A 17,680-nucleotide genomic window follows, 5' to 3' on the forward strand; every position below is an offset into this window, starting at 1 on the left:
TAGGGGTCTGGAACTTTCACAACGGCAGCTCCGTCAAGTCGGGTTCGATGTAGGGGCGAAAAACAGGCTTAATAGAGGTCAGCACATCGACCGGGTACCCTGTAATCTGCTCAAGCTCCTCAGATAACCGCAGTAATACGCCGTAATCTGGGGAGTCTTTCATCTCTATCAAAAAATCAAGATCACTGGCGGGGGTAAGCTCGCCGCGTGCCGCGCTGCCGAATAGGTGCGCTTTAACCACCCCATACTTCCGCAGGGTATTGAGCACCGTTTGCTCGTGCGGAAGCGTATAGACCGATTGAGGGTGTGGTGCACGCATAAAGCCAATATATCAAATCACTTTCACCACCTCTTGAGATATACCCCCCTAGGGTATACACTGAATCTATGACAAAGCATGATTCCTCAGCACAGCCACACGGGTACACCCCAAATAAGGAGGCGCATTTGAAGCGCCTGCGCCGCATCGAAGGGCAAGTGCGCGGTATCGCCCGCATGGTCGAGGAAGACAAGTACTGTATTGACGTGCTTACTCAGGTCGCGGCGGTTTCCAAAGCACTCCACGCGGTCTCTCTCAACCTGCTCGAAGAACATATGGGGCATTGCGTCACCAACGCCGCGATTGAATCCGAACGTACAGGTGATGCGACGATCGTTGATGAGAAAATCAAAGAGGCAACCGCCGCTATATCCCGCATGATGCGCAGCTGACACGCGGGCGGCGCATCCACAAGTTTTTTAATTCCAAAAATTTTCGGAAGGAACATCATGGCAATCACCACCGTCAAAGCAACCGGCCTCACCTGCAACCACTGCGCCATGAGCGTGAGTGAAGAAGTCGGCGAAGTTCCGGGCGTCACCGGCGTGAACGTAGACGTGGTCAAAGACGGCGTTTCGACCGTCACCATCGAGCACGAAGGCACCCTTAACACGCAAGCCGTAGCGGACGCCATCGTCGAAGCTGGCTTCACTCCCGCCGTCTAATCATGGCGTATTCTCCGCAGTACCAGGCAATGGCGGTCGGGGCAGTGCGCGCACTCGTAGGCACCGAGAACATTCACCTGACCGAGGCGATTTCCCGCGTGGCACGGCAGATGGGACTCGACTCCGATCTGCTGGATGCGTGGGTGCGCGACTCCACCCCCTACACGGCGCGCGAGGATCAGCGCGGGCTGAAGCGGCGGGGCGCATCGCGTATACATTCCTCACAGGATCATGCGGCGAATACCCCCGCAGACGGCACCGGCGATAATCTGCATCCCGGTGTGCACGGCACCGCATACGACGCCCTCGCTCAACGCCGCACATTCAGGCGTGCTGCCGTCACGCGGGTTCGCGGGGTGAACGATCGAGGCCCGAAACTAACCGGGCAGCGACCGCGCAGCAACCGTGCCGATGGACTGCCGGACGAAGGCGAAGTATAGATCAGGGCGGACTGCGGCAGGCAAAGCCAGAAGACAGCACAGCATCGTGAGCATTAAGAACAGAGGCGAAGAACATGGGTAACTCAACTCAAACAGCATCCACCACAACTGAGAACGAGCGTTCTCTTTTCGATTCCTCGGCTAATGGCGGGCAGACGCGCATTATCCACCTGGATGTTCAGGGCATGACGTGCGCATCCTGCGTGGGCCGCGTGGAACGTAAACTCCGCAAAATCCCGGGGGTTGATCCCGCCGTGAACCTGCCGCTGGAGTCTGCGCGCGTGATCGTTCCCGCCGATATTACCGATGAGCAGATCATTGAAACGGTCAATAACGCCGGGTATACGGCATCGCTCAAAACCAAGGGCCACAAGACAGAGTCCGAAGAGACGACCAACGCGCGCAGCGGGGGCTTGGGATGGCGCATCGTTGTGGCGTTGTTGTTGAGTGTGCCGATTTTCTTGATTTCAATGTTCCCCACATTCCAGTTCCCGCACTGGGGCTGGGTGCTTGCGCTTATCACGCTGCCGGTTGCGGTCTATAGCGCCGAGCCGTTTCACCGCGCCGCTCTCACGAACGCACGCCACTTCAGCAGCACGATGGACACGCTGGTTTCTCTCGGCGTGATTGTCGCCTACCTGTATTCGCTCGCGCAGCTGTTCATGAACCCCGGGCTGACCGAGCATGTTCACCCCGTGCACGGGAGTATTCTCGACATGTTCTTGAGCGGGCACCATGCGCCGCTGTATTTTGATTCGGCGTCTATGGTGACTTTATTCCTGCTGATCGGGCGGGCAATTGAGCACCGCACACGAACCCGCTCTTCCGAGGCTCTGCGCACCCTGCTGAGCCTGGGGGCACGCACCGCGACCCTGCTTCGTACCGATAAGCGGGGAACCACGCGCGAGGTGCAGATTCCGGTTGAGGACCTGCTTCCGGGAGACGAATTTCTGGTGCGCCCGGGTGAAAAAATCGCCACTGACGGCACGGTTATTGCGGGGTCTTCCGCCGTGGACGCCTCCCTGCTGACCGGCGAATCGGTGCCTGTCGAGGTTTCGGTGGGCGATGCGGTCACCGGCGCAACCCTGAACACCTCCGGGTCGCTGACGGTGCGCGCAACCCGCGTGGGGTCTGAGACGACGCTCGCGAAAATGGGTGAGCTGGTTGCCGCCGCCCAGGAAACGAAGGCACCCATCGCGCGCCTTGCCGACCGTGTTTCTGCGATTTTCGTGCCAACGATTCTGGTGATTTCGCTCCTGACCCTCATCGGGTGGCTGGTTGTATCGCACGATGTGCCGCGTGCGTTCAATGCGGCGGTTTCGGTGCTGGTGATCGCCTGTCCCTGTGCGCTCGGTCTGGCGACCCCCACGGCGCTGCTGGCGGGTACCGGGCGTGGCTCGCAGCTGGGCATACTGATTCGCAACGCGCAGGTGCTGGAAACTACATATGCGGTGAACCGCATCGTGCTGGATAAAACCGGGACCGTCACCGAAGGCACAATGCGCGTGGCGCGCTTCGGGACCTTCGACGATTTCACCAAAGTCACAGACGACAACGCCTCTTCAAAGAGCGAACGTTCTGTATCTATTCTGAGCGATGCCGCAGCCGTGGAGGCACTGAGTGAGCATCCAATAGCCCGCGCTATTGCGCGTTTTGCGACAGAAAACTATGGGGCGTTTCTGGGGTCCGTCGAGGGTTTTGAGGGTGTGCCCGGAGGTGTGCGCGGTGAGCTTGTGCCCGCCGATACCGACGGGGAGTCCCGCCGCCTGGTGCTGGTGGGCACCCCCGAATACCTGCTGCAGGCGGGCGTTGCACTCACCGAGAAGCAGCATCAGATGCTTGAGCAAACGCGCTCGGAAGGGCTGACCACCGTGGCTGTAGCTCGCGCGACCGGCACGAAGGATCCGCAGCCTGTGGGGCTCATCGCACTGGCAGACTCCCCCAAACCCGAGTCGGCGCAGGCTATCGCCGAGCTTCACGAACTGGGCTTAGAACCCGTACTGCTGACCGGTGATGCCCCCGAGGTTGCCCAGGCTATTGCATCCAGCGTGGGGATTAATCCGGAGAACGTTTTTGCGGGGGTCACGCCCGAACGTAAATCCGAGGTTATTGCGCAGCTTCAGGATGAAGGCTACCGGGTGGCGATGGTTGGCGACGGCGTGAATGATGCGCCTGCCCTGGCCCGCGCGGACCTGGGCATGGCGATGGGCTCGGGTACGGATGTTGCGGTACAGGCGGCGGATATTGTGCTGATGCGCTCGGATATGCACGCAATCCCCACGTCGCTGCGGCTCTCACGAGCGACTTTGCACACCATCAAGTCGAATCTGTTCTGGGCGTTCGCATACAACACTATCGCGGTGCCGGTCGCAGCGGCAGGGTTGCTGAACCCGATGATTGCGGGCGCGGCCATGGCGTTCAGTTCGGTGTTTGTGGTACTCAATTCGATGCGCCTCACCCGATTTGAGCGGTAGCCCGGTTTGCGGCGGCGAGCTTCGGCTTCTGTGTGTCTTCGTACAAATCTCTTGTTCTCCCCTGCTGACGCTGGCATGATAAAAGAATCCAGATACCCGCGCTACCCTTCAGAGAAACACCTGAAACTGCGGCGCAAAGATATGCTGCGCAGCGAAGCACCCGGGAGATTCACATGCCCAAATTAACCCCGCAAATGTTCACGTTCCTCAACGACCCGCCGGTCGAAGACACACTCTATGATCTCTACGACGCCACGCTCAAGCAGGGCAAACGCATGTTCCTGCATTTTCTGCCGAAAATCCACCAGCTTTTAGGTAAGGGGATCGATTGGAGGACTGAAGATGAGGACTTCTACGCCGATAAATACATCCCCATCACCCCGCAGCAGGGAGAGTTTCTGTATATGCAGGCGCTGGCGCGCGGCGCGCGGAATATCGTTGAGTTCGGTACATCCTACGGCATCTCGACGCTGTATCTTGCCGCCGCCGCAAAACGCAATGGCGGACGCGTGATCACCTGCGAATACGTGCCTCATAAGGCGGAGGCCGCGCGGAAAAATTTTGAGCGGGCGGGGCTTGCGGACTATATCGAGCTGCGCGAAGGCGATGCGCTGAAGACCCTGCAAGACCTGGATTTCAGCCCCGATTTTGTACTTCTCGACGGGTGGCCTGACCTGGTGCATCCCGTCTTTCAGCTGTTGGAGCCGCATCTTGCCGACCGCGCCGTGATTGCCGTAGATGATGTTGAGGGGTTCAGCCCGTCCATGCAGGATTACCTCGACTATGTGCGCACCCCCGCCAACGGATACGTCTCAACGACTCTGCGACCGCACAAGGCCCTGGAATACACCGTGAAAGTGGCGTAATTACCGATATGGCTACACCAGTTTGAAGGGTAAGTTAAAAAGGACGGGGCTTCTCCCACAGTCACGCTGTGCGAAAAAACCAGCGGGAGGCGCATCCCTGCTCGATATACTAAATTCCGTCATAAAACCCCAGCACAGAAAAGGAAAACCATGATTCTCACTCGTGAACAAGCACTCGAAATTTTCAAGCGTCGCGTTTCTACCCGCTCCTACGACCCTGCCCGTACAATCAGCGATGAAGACTTCAACACAATCCTTGAGTTTGGGCGTCTCTCCCCCAGCTCGGTTGGTTCCGAGCCGTGGAAATTCCTTGTGATACAGAATAAAGAGCTGCGCGAGAAGCTCAAGCCTATCGCCTGGGGTATGGCAAACACTCTCGATGACGCCAGCCACGTGGTGATTATTGTGGCGAAGAAGAACGCCCGCTACGATTCCGATTTCCTGCTGCAGGCGCTCGCGAAGCGCAACCTTCCCGAAGACCAGATGCAGATGGCGCTGGACAGGTACAAAAAGTTCCAGGTACACGATATGAAGATCGCCGACGACGAGCGTTCCCTTTTCGAGTGGACTAGGAAGAACACTTATATTGCGCTGGCGAATATGCTTACGGGTGCAGCGATGCTCGGCATCGATTCCTGCCCCGTTGAAGGCATGGACTACGATGTGGTCACCCAGCTCCTCACCGAGGAAGGGCTTCTCGATCCTGAGGATTACGGCGTATCCGTTGCCGCAACCTTTGGCTACCGCTCACGCGAGATCGACCCGAAGCCGCGCAAGCCGCTCGATGAGCTCGTCGTGTGGGCCAAGTAGCCTGCCCTCCACGGACTGGCTCACCCGATAGCTTCCATACATAAGTGCGGCTATTGACCTGCTGAGTATTACTGCCGAAAAATTATGCGTGAATTCCGCGCCCGCGAACGCTAGCCTTAAAGGTGAGGGTTGTTTTGACACACCTTCGAAACGCCGCCGTGAAAGAGGAGCTGCATAATGTCCCTGCTAGATTTGCTGAACCGCCGCCGTTCGGTGCGCCATTACGACGAGAACCAGCCTATTGATGCCGATGTTGTCAAAGAGTGTTTGCGTGCGGCTCAGCTGGCGCCCACAAGTTCGAATATGCAGCTGTACGAGCTCTACCACGTGACTGATCCCGCCGTCCTGAATAAACTCGCCGCTGCGTGCATGCACCAGCAGGCCGCCAAGACCGCGCAGCAGATGGTGGTGTTCGTGACCCGCCAGGATTTGCACCGCCGCCGCGCGAAAGCCGCGCTGGAGTTTGAGCGCGGCAATGTTGAGCGTAACAGCCCGCCTGAGAAGCAGAAAGACCGCATTAAGAATTGGGAAATGTACTACACCAAGGCTATGCCGTTCGTGTACGCGCGCTGCTTTGGTCTGCTGGGCGCATCCCGCGCGGCAATGGCGAATTGTGCGGGCCTATTCGTTCCGATGATGCGTGAGGTTTCGGAGCACGATTATCGCGTGGTTGTGCACAAGAGCTGCGGCCTGGTGGCGCAGACGTTTATGCTCGCGATGACCGAGGCGGGGTACGATACCTGCCCGATGGAAGGCTTCGACAGCCATCGCGTGAAGAAACTCCTCGGCCTACCGCGCAATGTTGAGATTAACATGGTGGTCGCCTGCGGTATCCGCAAACCCGGCCACGGTATCTGGGGCGAGCGCTTCCGCCTGCCCTTCAACGAGGTGTACCGTAGGGTTTAGAGTCTGGCGGGCCGAAGTGAAGGATCCCAACCCACCTTTATATGTCTTCTAAAAGAGGAGAACTTATGACCTATAAGCATGAGTTCAGCTCTGACGACTGGTTTTGGCTTGATGAGCTGGGAGAGTTGGACCCGAGTTTCTTTGAGGCGATCCAGCAGCTGCGTGCAGCTTCAAACCATTATCACGTCCCTGAACGAGCACGTGGTGAGATGTAGCGGTTCAGATATTCGGTGAATAACGCACCAAAAGGCGTATTACATACCTTCTAGGGGCGGGTAATACGCCTAATGATGCGTTATTCGGGTCTTTTTCTTGGTGCGAGAACGGTCTGCAACGAAACAGAATATTGAACAAAAACAACCTTTAAAGGTTAATTTTCAGCTTTTTATCAGCCGTGTTCCCCCGGTGAAGGCATAGCTCTAGCGGGCAGCCGAACAAGCTGCCCCGCCAAAGCGCCCTTGGGTCTGCTGCCCTATAGGTGTTCTATGACGGTAAACTTTACTTCACCAGCTGCGGTGTCAAAAGACCCTTCATTGGTGGTTGCATCTTGCGGCGGTTCAGGAACAAGATGCTCCCACTCAGCATCAACAAACACCTCACAGCAGGAGAGAGTCTCCCCGGAATCGCTATCGTAGGCGGCACCTGCAAGATCGCGGTAATACAACAAGGCGGTACCCGCATTCATGAGTGCATCCACCGAAGGAAAATTGGTGTTCGCCCTCTCGTCATGCGGCGTATACTCACGCAGGAGGATGTCACGAAGATTCTCGGGTGAGGCGGGGTCTTTGACAAGCAGCACCTGGCCGTCCTTCTCAGCAATACCGCTTTCTTCAAAGAAGGCACTTACCGCACCGGCACCACCAGCTGGCACATTAAATTCGATCAGCCCAATGAAGGCACGTTCAGCAAGAAACCCCATAGGTCCTGTTGCGACGCTGTGGACCCACACCACTTTTCCCGAAATCCGCGCAGCCGTTTCCTCAAATTCTGCTTCACGATCTGCACTGAAAAACAGGTAAGCGCGCACATCAGCATGTTTAACGGCGTTCGCTAGGATATGCGTGAGCGTGTGGGTGATTGCAGAGCTGCTGTGATAGTACAGGTGATTTATGTACATGCGGGTTCCTCCTCGGGGTCCTAAAACTCCTGGAAGTTTCAAGCCTAACAGAGGGTGGCCGTTACATCTTTTTAGGACATGCGGCCGGATTCTCTGAAGGCACCGGTTACTTTTTGGTCCACACGTCTGGGGCGGCGCGGCGGCAGAAGAAAAATCCGCCAACACATACGTGATGCAAAACACTTGTTAAGTACGTGAGGATTTGCGTGCCCATGGCGTCTTCATATCAGCGCCGCAAGTTTTGAGAGACGACGGCAGGCGGCGACAGCCCTGTCGGATCACACAATATGTGGCAGTAACGGCAACTGGAACCCCGGCTACCACTGAACTTTCAGACAGAAACTCACCGATCTGCGCGCTAAGACCCCATACCAACATCCGCTCAGGCGCGCCCGTGCTATGGCGGATACTCACAAAGGAAGAACATCATGCTTGGACTCATCGGAATGATTATTGCTGGCGCCATTATTGGCGCTTTGGCCCGCCTCATTATGCGAGGCCACCAGAACATCTCGGTGCTGTGGACCATCATCCTGGGTGCTGTTGGCGCATTCGTAGGAGGAGGAATCGCCAGCTTCTTCGGTGTTGCAGATACCGCCGGTATCGACTGGATTCGCTGGATCCTATCCGTTATTGCCGCCATTATCGCAATCTCCGTATACCTAAGCGTGACCGGCAGGAAGAACCAGTAGCCCATATCCTTGCGTCGCTTCAGCATCGCAGAAACAAAACTAAGCGGTTTATGCAGAAACTCGGAATTTCTGCATAAACCGCTTAGTTCCATATGAGGACTACTCGCGCGATAGGCAGCTGAGCCGAGCAAACACGGGCAACAGTCGTGGTTGCGGACACCCGCCAATATAATGTGATATATACCACTATTTTAATTCGTGAGGAATTCGGTACCTCAAGCGTCTTTATAGTAGCGTCACCATCGACTGCAAGAACGGATAAAGGGCGTGGGTAGCGCCCAAACTCCCCCAGCCGTCGATGCGTGCCGCACATATCAAACATCATAATCCGCGCAGCGGAAAAACACATGAAACGAGGCTCCTATGAGCGACAACTCCATCCCCCAAACCGGCCAGCAGCGCGAGCGCGAAAACAACAAGGAGACTAAACAGGACAAAACCCCTCGCGGCCCCCTGCAGACTTCACACGGTGTAACCACCATTGAAGAGAACGTTGTTGCCAAAATCGCTGGCATGGCAACCCGCGAAGTTCCCGGTGTGTACGATATGGGCAATGCTGTACGCCGCGCCTTCAGCGCCGTGACCGACCGCATCCCCAACGCCCAGACCAATGTTGCTGGCGGTATTAGCGTCCAGAAGGGCGAGACCCAGGCAGCCGTAGATGTCACCGTCGTGGTCGAATATGGAGTCTCCATTGTGGAAGTAGCCAATGCTATCCGCCGCAACATTATCGAACAGATTGAGGGGACCACGGGGCTAGAGGTAGTAGAGGTCAATATCGACGTCACCGACGTTCACCTGCCCGACGACGACTCCAATTCTGCTGACTCCGCCGACCTCAAGTAACCAGCCACGATCTGAGGATCTTTTATGAAGACAACACACCTGGCCCTCTTGGTGGGCCTATTCCTGGGAACAATTCTTGCTTTCGGTTCCTTCACCGATTTCATCCTGGTGGCACTGTGCGGCCTGGTTGGCACGGTGGTGGGTCTTTACCTGGAGGGCCGGGTCGATGTCCAAAGCATCCTTAATCGATGGAGGAAGTAATGACGGAGACCAGCACACAGCCCGCTGCTGCCGGTGCAGAGAGTTCCTGGCAGGAGCAGCGTGGCGTCACCGTCATTCCCGCCCAGGTTGTTGCGCAGATCGCGGCCCAAGCCGCCTACGAGAGCGCAAATGTGGGCTCGAACGCCGGGGGGCTGCTCGGGATCGGGGCACGTCGAAATTTCCACTCGCGCCCCGAGGCAAAGTGCGATATTTACGGTCAGGTTGCAGTCCTGCACCTGGATATCGGCCTGACCTTCCCCACAGCATTGGTTTCAACCCTGCAACAGCTGCGTGAGCATGTGAGCCAGCGTGTCGAGCACTTCACCGGGTTGAAGGTTGAGAAGATCAACATTGAGATCTCCTGGCTCAATCCGAGCAGCCAGGCAAGGAGGGCTCTGCGATGAAAACCCCCGTACAAAATCTCATCCGGCGCCCGTCGCGGAGTGCACCTGTCATTGTCCTGGCGTTACTGCTTCTCATCGTAGGAGGGCTGGGAATCTGGGCGTTGGGAAACCGGCTCCTGAACGGAGCATGGCCGAATGAAATATCCTCAGCAGTCAGCAGGCTCGACTCCACGATCATCGGGTCGCCAGCGGTACTAGCAACGGCCTGTTTTGTGGCCGTATGTGGTCTGTTCATGATTCTTCTTGCCCTGTGGCCGGGGGCTTTTGAACGCACTGAGGTTCTTGCAGATAACGTACCCGGTCAGACAGCCATTTCACGTCGTGACCTAGCAAGGCTGGTACAAGCCCATGTCGAGCGGGTCGATGGTGTTCACAGCACCAAGGTTCGAGTCCGTCGAACGCGCGTGAATGTGACAGTGTTCAGCGTCCTGGATGACCTCGAACCTGTGCGACAGGCAGCACAGAAGGCAGCTGAGCAGGCTATACAAACCTTGAAACCCGTCGGAACCGCACACAGCCGAGTGCGTATCCAGCACACGAGCTGAAAGAGAGAAAACCATGCGTTCAGTATCTGGAATTCTCAATAGGATAGTCCTTGCGGTATGCGGTTTACTGATCACCGCGGCAGCCCTCTGGGTTGTGGCTTCCGGCATAAGTTTGGATCAATCATGGCCCACGCTTAGCTCAGTTCTCGCCAAAGCTGACACCCGGGTCGGTACCTGGGCCGGGCCCCAGGCGCACTGGCTGTTGCCAGCCGCCGCCCTCGGGTCGGTTCTTCTCATCGCGTTTGGCTTGGTTCTGCTCATTAAGCAGGTGCCCCGTAAAGCTGCCGCGTCCCCCTTGCGTCTGACAGGCTCCGACGGCACACTTCTGGCCACACTCAGCCCCGATGTCATAGCCCAAGCGCTGTCTGAGCGGGCCGAAGACGTCCCGGGGGTTCAGCGGTGCTCAGTATGGGTCACCGGTTCACCCAGCAACCTGTGGGTGCAGGCAACCGTCACCGTAGCAAAGAACAGCGAGGTTGCATGGACCGTGAGCGAGCTCAGGAACCGACTTGACCAAGACGTTAGTTCCTCTCTGGGAAAGCACGCTCGTCAGATCGACGTACTGCTGCGCCTAGAACAAGCCACCAAGCCCCAGAGTGCAGCCCACACTGTGGCTGGCAAACACTCATTAGAAAGCGGCGGTTCTGATAATCATGACCGATGAAAAGCGCAGCGATGCAGGGCAGTCCACCGGTCCGCCCACCGAGCATGTGCCTCATCCGAACACTGCGTCCCAGGGCAAAGACAGGTACCTGGTGCTGCGAGCTCAGGACGGCGACATTGACGCTTTCGGAAAGCTCGTTGAACGTTATCAGGGGCGCCTGTTTCGCACCGCCTACATGATCGTGCGCAACCGCCACGACAGTGAGGACATCGTCCAAGAGACCCTTGTTCAGGCGTGGCGGAGCCTTCATCTGCTTCGGGATCCTGATGCCTTCCGGGGCTGGCTCATGCGCATCTGTACGAATAAGGCCACCAGCAGCATTCGTCAGCGCCAGCGCCGGGCCACTGACCCTTACGATTCAGAGGGTCTTGAGAGCGCGAGCATCCTCCCTGACACAACGTCGACAGCGGCCGGTGATCCGGCGCAGTCCAGCGAAGTCAACGCCCAGATGGAAGCATTAGCCAAACTGTTGGCATCTGCTCCCGAAGAGCTGCGTATCGTCTGGGTGCTTCGAGAGGTTGATGACATGTCCTACGAGGAGATATCCCAAACCCTGAACCTAACCGAATCCACAGTCCGGGGGAGGCTGGCACGCGCCCGTTCCCTCGTGATGCGCCACATGAAGGAGTGGGAATGAGTTCCAGCACCCGCATCCCACACGCAGAACCGCAGCACGCACAGTCGGCCGGTTCGCTGTCTCAGGCTCATGAGCTTGATGAGGCCTCCACACGGGAATATCTGCGTCTAATTGCTTCTCTCCACAAGACTTGGGACACACTGGAATCACAGTCGAGCGCATCGGTGATGCCTCAGCGTCACATGATGGATGCGGTAATCGCCGAAACCCGTCATGGCGCTCAGATAGAGATGCCGCCGACCGACTTAGGGCCTTATAGCATGTCTGAGTTCTCCCTACGCGCCCTAGTGCGACGCAGCGTAGACTCCGTACCCGGCGCTCGCGCGTTGCGGTCTTCTTTCAAACATGCCCCAGCCCCTGAAGGTCATCGGGGGCTGGGAATGCCGGATACGATCTTCTGCCGTATCTCTGCACATGTTACAACCAGTAGCCTCCCCCAGCTTGCGCAGCAGGTTCGTGATGCTGTGCGCCAGGCGTGTTATGAGAACCTAGAGTTGTCCCCAACCGTCAATATTCATATTGAGGATCTGCACGATGACGATTAACCTCTCAGCAGCCGAATTGACTCATGTAGTCACGGCCGTTCCTGGAGTGCGCGGCATTGAGCCGGGGATCGGCTCCACGCTGAAAGCTATCGGCAGCCGTATGAGCGGCGACCCTGCGGCCGCTCGATTCGGGGTTATCATCGAGTCGGGCGGGCAGAAGGTCATTATCGAGATTGGAATCGACGGCTCTCGTGCGGTCAAAGAAATTGTCCGCGATGTTCAAGAGGCGGTTCTGCGCTTACTGTCGCAAGCAAGTCGAGAGGGTGGCGCTTCGGGGTCAGGCTCCAAGCCCCAGCCTCAGGTGAGGGTGCGAGTACAGTCCCTTATCTAACGATGCACATCGCAGAACCGTCTCCGTTTCAGGGGCACACATACCACTAAGGGTATAGTCCGTTCGCCATAGATGCCGTGGGGCCACCAGTCATGCCAACGCGATGCGTGAGCTAGAAGACCGTGAAAAAACTTGTGTCCTCAACGCCTGAATTCTGCGTAAACCCCGGAAAAATTACGCTTTAATCCATACGTCCGAGGCGGCACGGCGGCCGAAGATGAACGCCCGCACGCCCTGGTACCACAGGATGTACGCCGCCCAGAGCCCCAGGTACCCCACCGTGGCGCTCAGCAGGCCACCGGAAACCGCCCAGTAGATCCCGAAAATGACGGGCGCATAAACAACCAGCATCACAAATGAGCCAATTGCCAGGTATTTCACATCCTGAGCACCCATGAGGATACCATCAAGAACGAATACATATGCGGCTATCGGCTGCCCCACGCCAATCACGAGGGTAGCCCACGCAAAGAGGGTGGCGACGGGCGCATCCTGCGTGAAAATCCAGTTTCCGAAGAAGCCAATCACGGGCGCAACAACGCCGGTGACAACCCCGTACACCAGGCTCATACGCACCAGGCGATTCTTGAGCTCACGCACTTTCGCACGCCCGGATTCAGCCGTCAGGTCGCGTTCTCCAAGTTCCTTGCCCAGCAGTGCCTGCGCCGCTATTGCAAGAGAATCTAGGGCAAAGAGCAGCAGGTTGAACACGCTCATGCCCAGCTGATATGCCGCCGTCTGCTCGTCGCCCAGGCGAGCCACCACAAATACGGTAGACAGCAGTGCCAGGCGCATCGAGAGGGTGCGCAGCATCAGCCAGGAACCGAGGGATAGCACGCCGCGCATCCCCGCAATATCGGGTCGCCACGTCACGCCCTGCGGGCGCATCTTAAGATGAATAAATATACCGAGTGCGAGCGCCATGCCCCACTGCGTGAGCGATGTGCCCGTCGCCGAACCGGCCACGCCCCAGCCGACTGGGTATATCAGCACCCAGTTCAGCGCCACATTCACCACGGTGCCCACACCCGCAACTTTGAGCGGGGTCACGGTGTCTTGCAGCCCGCGCAGGGTGCCCATGAGCGCCAGAATCATCATCATGGGCGGAATGCCCCACAGCGAATGGTGCAGGTAGTCGCGCGCATAGCCGATGGTTGCGTCGTTCGCGCCCATGCCGCGCAGCGCAGGGTCGGCAAAGATATAACCCACACCCATAATGAGCAGGCCGAGTCCAAGCGCAACCCACATGCCGTCCACGCCGATGCGGTAGGCGTGCGCCAGCCGATGCGCCCCGAACGCGCGCGCAACCGCCGGGGTCACCGAGTATGCGAGGAAGTTCATGAGCCCCACCACGGTTGTGATGAGGGTTGCCGCAATGCTCATGCCCGCCAGGGTTTCGGTGCCCAGCTGCCCCACGAGTGCGGAATCGGCGAGCACGAACAGCGGCTCGGCAATCAGTGCGCCGAAGGCGGGTACGGCGAGCGCCAGAATACGCCTGTTGAGCGATTTTTCGGGTTGGGTTTTCCCGGATTCCGCCTCGCCTTCCCCCAGGTGAAGGGGGATGCTGCCGGTGCGCGGGGTCGCATCCAGCAGGTTTTGGGGTTCGTGCGTGCTGGCGGTGCCGTCGGCTGTGTTCGCGGCGCCTGATGTGTTGGGTTCTGAGGCCTTGTTGCTCATAGGTACAGCCTACTCCCGCACGTATGGCACGTCAGCGATGTGTTTATCTGTCTCATGCTATGACCGCTTCTTATTCCGCGAGCTGGTGGTTTTTGGTTTGAGCAGGTAGGAAAATCTTACCTGTTCGACCAAATCCTACCTGCTCGCGGTTCTTAACGACGCCCGCGGGGTGAGAGAAAGCGGAACTGGGTTTAGCCTTTTCGCCCCCGCAGCTCGTCTAGGGCACGGCGTTCTTTCTTGGTGGGTCGCCCGGTGCCGCGTTCACGTTTGGCGACCGGCGGCATCGACAGGTGCGCGGGGCGCGGCTCCGAGAGGTCTTCGTAACAGGTGACGGCAATCGGCGCGCCCACCCGTTTGGTGATGAGTTTTTCGACCTTAAACACGCGTTCCCAGCCGGGGTAGCGCACCCGCACAATGTCGCCTCGTTTGAGTTTTTGTGAGGGTTTTGCGGATGCATCGTTCACGCGCACGTGCCCGCCTTTGCATTCGTCGGCTGCGAGTGCGCGGGTTTTGAAGATGCGCACCGACCACAGCCAGACGTCGATGCGGGCGCTGGTGATCTCTTCGCTCATACTTCCCATTCTAGGAATCTCCCCCATGCGGCGCGAGCAGATAGTATTTTGAAAATACTATCTGCTCGCGGATCTACTTGGGGGCGAGGTCGCTATACGTTTGCCGCTTTCCAGGGAATCTCAACGTTGTCCGGCACATCTGCGTTCGCCTCGGTTTTCGCGCGAACGCTCGCGGTATCATCCTCTGCGCTCATGTGAGTTGCTCGGCGTTCTTTCCACGCCCAGCCGATCACCCCGGCGAGAAGGCCAAACCCTGCCCATCCCAACAGTACAGCCCATGGCAGGGAGTTTGAAGCGTCCGGGAAATAGGCGATATTCCGCAACAACGTGTTGGATGCGCCCGGCACCATCAGCTGCCCGAGGGCGCCCCAGGGTGCGGGGATGAACTGCCGCGGCATGTTTGCCCCGGAGAGCGGGTTGCCGATGAACATGGAGATCACGGCGCCAAGACCGATACCGACGGCGTCGGCAAACAACGCGGACATTCCGATCATGAAGGAGGCCGTCGCGAAAACAGTCATGCCGAAGGTCGCCCACAGTGCCCCGAAATCGCCGGGAACAAACCCGAACCAGGTTCCTAGAATAAGGGTCATGAAGAGTCCGCCAAGAATCCCGTAGAGTCCTGCAGTCGCGAAGCGTCGCACGGTTCCTTTGACAAGAGAGATACTGAGAACCCCGCCGATTATGCCGCCCATCACCAGCGGGAATGCGGCAACCGCCAGACCCATACCGTTGGGATCACCCTCGCCGAGTGGTACGACTGCGGTGGTTTTAACCTGCGCCTGCTGCAGTTTTTCCTGCTCGGTTTTCAGCTGTTCGAGCTGCTGGGTGGCGATAGCGCCCTGCTGCCCGCCCGCCTGGGCGGCCTGCTGCAGTGCCTGAGTTTTGGCTGCGGTAGCTTGCTGCTGTACTTGAGCGTTCATCTGCTGGGCTACGCCGGTGAGCATCTGGTTTGCGGATGCGTTTGCGGCGGGCGCGGTCATGACTTCGGGTGCTGCGCCTTCGGTGAAGACGATCGCGCCGTAGGTTTCACGTTCTTTGATCTGCCGTTCGGCGTCTTCGCGCGAGGATGCCTGTTTGAACTCGAAGGTTTCCACACCCCGGTCTTTGAGTCCTTGTTCGAATTGGCTGACGGCTGCTTCCGGTCCCGCGATGGAGACGGGTAGGTTTTTCGTCTCCATGGCTTTAGTGGGCCAGGTGAAGGCGAGAATCACGATGCTGACGATGACGGATGCCAGCGTGGCGATGGCGATAACTTTACGCCAGGATGAGGGCGTAATCGCCTCCGGTGTGCGTGCCATGAAACTCTCCAAACAAAATAGATGTTTTGTTTATTAACACCTAAGACTCTACTCTGCATAAAGACCAGATGCAAACACAATAATCATTTTGTTTATAATCTCACAACAGAGAATAAACATTCTATTTTTATCTAGCGCAAACTCCTCGGAAAGGTATAGTCTTAAGGCATGCCACGTCTGACCGAAGCCACTAAACAGGCACGTCGACGCCAAATTATCGACGCCGCCTTCACGTGTTTTACCGCCAAGGGGTACACCCATACCTCCATGAGCGACATTATTAAAGAATCTGGGCTTTCCTCGGGTTCCATCTACTCGCACTTTGACGGCAAAGGCGATATTCTGCATGCCACTGTTCAACAGCGTATCGATATGATCACCGCTGCTTACCAGGAACTCAATACTCCCTCACCACGCGATATTATGCGCATGATTTTTAGCACCTCAGCCGTCGAAGCGAACTTCACCTCAATGTTGCGTATCCGCCTGGAAGCTTTTACTGTTCCCGAGGTGCAAGAATCCACCAACACGCTTTTTACTACCCTGCACGATATTGTTGCCCAGTCGCTCACCCCTTGGGGTCAGCAGTATCTCAAGGCGAAAAATAAACGCAAACCTTCTGCCGACGAACTGCATTCTTTCGTCAGCGACACAGCGGATGCGCTCATCCTCACTTTCCAGGGGTTTATGGTGCGCTCAACCCTGTCAGCCTCAACCAATCGGGAGCATCTCTTCAACATTGCACTGAACCTGCTGCCTGAATAGAAAAGCAATCTACAGAGATTGTTTACGGGGTTTTAGGTTCGATAGTTAACAGTATGCGCCCGGGCAGGAAACCACCTGCCCGGGCGCGGTATTCGCTGCGCCTCAGCCACTATAGGCGTATCACACCAGCTTCTAGGGCACCTCAAATGCCCACACATTATGAATATAGGGGCGGCGACTGAAATCACCATTCCAGTCCACCTGCATCCCGTTTCGCTCTAAAACAGGCACCACTTTATCGCGCATCATAGCGACAGACAGACGCTCGTATATTTCGTCTTTTTCTTCCTCGCTCATTGCTTCGAACTGTTCTTTCGTGCAGTGAGCAGGCCAAAATATGCCATACCCCAGGAAAACACCCCGTCCCTGTGGGATGGCTTCGGCATCTTGCTGGTGGTAGAACACATACCCGTACCAGGTGCGGGAACTATCGCGCTCATCAACGATTTCGTAGTTGCCGCAGGTGCCGCAGCAGGTGAAGTTGCTGCGCCCCAGAATTCCTTCTTCCGCCAGCTGTGCAAAGGCACGCTCGAGGTTGCCGTCTTCACGGGTAATGCCGAGCTCTTGAGCCAGGTTGCGGTGCCGTTCAATCACTTGGCGCGCATAAGCATTAATGGCTTCTTCAGTGGGGCAAGACGACTCTTCAGTATCCCGATCGTCATCAGGCAGATAGTCGATACTATCTAGGATCATTTCTGTGTACTGTTCGGGGTCCCCCACTCCCATCGCAAGGTGGGAGCGAATGCTTCCCTCAATCGCCTCACGCGTTTCTTGATCGACGCCCCATTCGGCGGGCACGGGTGGGTCAAGGGTAAGACAATGGTTATACCAAGTGGTAGCGGTTTCTTCAGTAATTTCTTGGCTCATGCCCTCAGTGTACAAGCTCTGCTGTGTGCTGGCTCG

At 57.3% G+C, this 17,680-nt stretch carries 24 protein-coding genes; 18 read left to right on the forward strand and 6 right to left on the reverse strand.

Annotation, left to right across the window (positions count from 1 at the left end; translation table 11 throughout):
- Positions 1–16: 16 nt before the first annotated feature.
- On the reverse strand, positions 17–319 hold the full coding sequence (locus I6I94_RS05405; RefSeq protein ID WP_013398023.1) for a nucleotidyltransferase family protein: 303 nt from the start codon (positions 317–319) through the stop codon (positions 17–19).
- 68 nt (positions 320–387) lie between these two features.
- On the opposite strand from I6I94_RS05405, the gene I6I94_RS05410 reads away from it, so the two are divergent.
- The 8 genes from I6I94_RS05410 (at position 388) to I6I94_RS05445 (ending at position 6,695) form a co-directional block, all read left to right on the forward strand.
- Positions 388–711: a metal-sensitive transcriptional regulator gene (locus I6I94_RS05410; protein ID WP_070521596.1), complete on the forward strand. Its 324-nt coding sequence runs from the start codon at positions 388–390 to the stop codon at positions 709–711.
- Positions 712–768: 57 nt separating this feature from the next.
- Entirely contained in the window at positions 769–984 is a 216-nt protein-coding gene (locus tag I6I94_RS05415; protein ID WP_004005811.1) for a heavy-metal-associated domain-containing protein, read from the forward strand.
- A 2-nt stretch (positions 985–986) separates the two neighbouring features.
- Positions 987–1,424, forward strand: a complete 438-nt coding sequence (locus I6I94_RS05420) for a hypothetical protein (protein WP_201620980.1) — start codon at positions 987–989, stop codon at positions 1,422–1,424.
- 74 nt (positions 1,425–1,498) lie between these two features.
- Positions 1,499–3,898: a heavy metal translocating P-type ATPase gene (locus I6I94_RS05425; RefSeq protein WP_201620464.1), complete on the forward strand. Its 2,400-nt coding sequence runs from the start codon at positions 1,499–1,501 to the stop codon at positions 3,896–3,898.
- Between the two features lie 173 nt (positions 3,899–4,071).
- The gene (locus tag I6I94_RS05430) at positions 4,072–4,764 is read left to right on the forward strand and encodes an O-methyltransferase (protein ID WP_128087347.1); all 693 of its coding nucleotides are present in this window, start codon (positions 4,072–4,074) and stop codon (positions 4,762–4,764) included.
- 150 nt (positions 4,765–4,914) lie between these two features.
- Entirely contained in the window at positions 4,915–5,574 is a 660-nt protein-coding gene (locus I6I94_RS05435) for an NAD(P)H-dependent oxidoreductase (protein WP_128087346.1), read from the forward strand.
- Between the two features lie 177 nt (positions 5,575–5,751).
- On the forward strand, positions 5,752–6,480 hold the full coding sequence (locus I6I94_RS05440) for a nitroreductase family protein (RefSeq protein WP_128087345.1): 729 nt from the start codon (positions 5,752–5,754) through the stop codon (positions 6,478–6,480).
- Positions 6,481–6,545: 65 nt separating this feature from the next.
- Positions 6,546–6,695, forward strand: a complete 150-nt coding sequence (locus tag I6I94_RS05445; protein WP_128087344.1) for a peptidase associated/transthyretin-like domain-containing protein — start codon at positions 6,546–6,548, stop codon at positions 6,693–6,695.
- Positions 6,696–6,952: 257 nt separating this feature from the next.
- On the opposite strand, the gene I6I94_RS05450 is transcribed toward I6I94_RS05445, so the two are convergent.
- Positions 6,953–7,597: a hypothetical protein gene (locus I6I94_RS05450; RefSeq protein WP_128087343.1), complete on the reverse strand. Its 645-nt coding sequence runs from the start codon at positions 7,595–7,597 to the stop codon at positions 6,953–6,955.
- Between the two features lie 428 nt (positions 7,598–8,025).
- Between I6I94_RS05450 and I6I94_RS05455 the strand changes: the two genes are divergently transcribed.
- From I6I94_RS05455 to I6I94_RS05495, 9 genes are all read left to right on the forward strand, one after another.
- On the forward strand, positions 8,026–8,289 hold the full coding sequence (locus I6I94_RS05455) for a GlsB/YeaQ/YmgE family stress response membrane protein (RefSeq protein WP_094758537.1): 264 nt from the start codon (positions 8,026–8,028) through the stop codon (positions 8,287–8,289).
- Positions 8,290–8,652: 363 nt separating this feature from the next.
- The gene (locus I6I94_RS05460; protein ID WP_037236574.1) at positions 8,653–9,135 is read left to right on the forward strand and encodes an Asp23/Gls24 family envelope stress response protein; all 483 of its coding nucleotides are present in this window, start codon (positions 8,653–8,655) and stop codon (positions 9,133–9,135) included.
- 24 nt (positions 9,136–9,159) lie between these two features.
- Positions 9,160–9,336 (forward strand): hypothetical protein, encoded by a 177-nt coding sequence (locus I6I94_RS05465; protein ID WP_006888452.1) that lies wholly within the window; start codon positions 9,160–9,162, stop codon positions 9,334–9,336.
- A complete protein-coding gene (locus I6I94_RS05470) occupies positions 9,336–9,740 on the forward strand; it encodes an Asp23/Gls24 family envelope stress response protein (protein ID WP_128087342.1) in 405 nt (134 codons plus the stop codon). The genes I6I94_RS05465 and I6I94_RS05470 overlap by 1 nt, the downstream gene beginning before the upstream one ends.
- Complete coding sequence (locus I6I94_RS05475) at positions 9,737–10,285, forward strand: DUF6286 domain-containing protein (protein ID WP_128087341.1); 549 nt, start codon at positions 9,737–9,739, stop codon at positions 10,283–10,285. The genes I6I94_RS05470 and I6I94_RS05475 overlap by 4 nt, the downstream gene beginning before the upstream one ends.
- 13 nt (positions 10,286–10,298) lie before the next feature.
- Positions 10,299–10,949, forward strand: coding sequence for an Asp23/Gls24 family envelope stress response protein (locus I6I94_RS05480; RefSeq protein WP_128087340.1), 651 nt, complete (start codon positions 10,299–10,301; stop codon positions 10,947–10,949).
- Positions 10,939–11,586 carry an RNA polymerase sigma factor gene (locus tag I6I94_RS05485; RefSeq protein ID WP_128087339.1) on the forward strand — a complete coding sequence of 216 codons (648 nt, stop codon included), beginning with the start codon at positions 10,939–10,941 and terminating at the stop codon, positions 11,584–11,586. Before I6I94_RS05480 ends, I6I94_RS05485 begins: the two co-directional genes overlap by 11 nt.
- Complete coding sequence (locus I6I94_RS05490) at positions 11,583–12,131, forward strand: Asp23/Gls24 family envelope stress response protein (RefSeq protein WP_128087338.1); 549 nt, start codon at positions 11,583–11,585, stop codon at positions 12,129–12,131. Before I6I94_RS05485 ends, I6I94_RS05490 begins: the two co-directional genes overlap by 4 nt.
- A complete protein-coding gene (locus I6I94_RS05495) occupies positions 12,121–12,462 on the forward strand; it encodes a transcriptional regulator (protein ID WP_128087337.1) in 342 nt (113 codons plus the stop codon). Before I6I94_RS05490 ends, I6I94_RS05495 begins: the two co-directional genes overlap by 11 nt.
- 174 nt (positions 12,463–12,636) lie before the next feature.
- Here the strand turns inward: I6I94_RS05495 and I6I94_RS05500 are convergent, their stop codons facing one another.
- The 3 genes from I6I94_RS05500 to I6I94_RS05510 form a co-directional block, all read right to left on the reverse strand.
- Positions 12,637–14,139 carry an MATE family efflux transporter gene (locus tag I6I94_RS05500; protein WP_128087336.1) on the reverse strand — a complete coding sequence of 501 codons (1,503 nt, stop codon included), beginning with the start codon at positions 14,137–14,139 and terminating at the stop codon, positions 12,637–12,639.
- 191 nt (positions 14,140–14,330) lie between these two features.
- Entirely contained in the window at positions 14,331–14,720 is a 390-nt protein-coding gene (locus tag I6I94_RS05505; protein WP_371518498.1) for an RNA-binding S4 domain-containing protein, read from the reverse strand.
- Between the two features lie 83 nt (positions 14,721–14,803).
- The gene (locus I6I94_RS05510; RefSeq protein ID WP_128087335.1) at positions 14,804–16,012 is read right to left on the reverse strand and encodes an ABC transporter permease; all 1,209 of its coding nucleotides are present in this window, start codon (positions 16,010–16,012) and stop codon (positions 14,804–14,806) included.
- 168 nt (positions 16,013–16,180) lie between these two features.
- Here I6I94_RS05510 and I6I94_RS05515 point away from each other — a divergent pair, with 168 nt between their 5' ends.
- Complete coding sequence (locus I6I94_RS05515) at positions 16,181–16,777, forward strand: TetR/AcrR family transcriptional regulator (RefSeq protein ID WP_201620465.1); 597 nt, start codon at positions 16,181–16,183, stop codon at positions 16,775–16,777.
- Between the two features lie 132 nt (positions 16,778–16,909).
- On the opposite strand, the gene I6I94_RS05520 is transcribed toward I6I94_RS05515, so the two are convergent.
- The gene (locus tag I6I94_RS05520; RefSeq protein WP_128087334.1) at positions 16,910–17,644 is read right to left on the reverse strand and encodes a DUF6891 domain-containing protein; all 735 of its coding nucleotides are present in this window, start codon (positions 17,642–17,644) and stop codon (positions 16,910–16,912) included.
- Positions 17,645–17,680: the final 36 nt, after the last annotated feature.

Origin of the sequence: Rothia aeria (genome assembly GCF_016726365.1) — a bacterium.
Lineage (GTDB): Bacteria > Actinomycetota > Actinomycetes > Actinomycetales > Micrococcaceae > Rothia > Rothia aeria.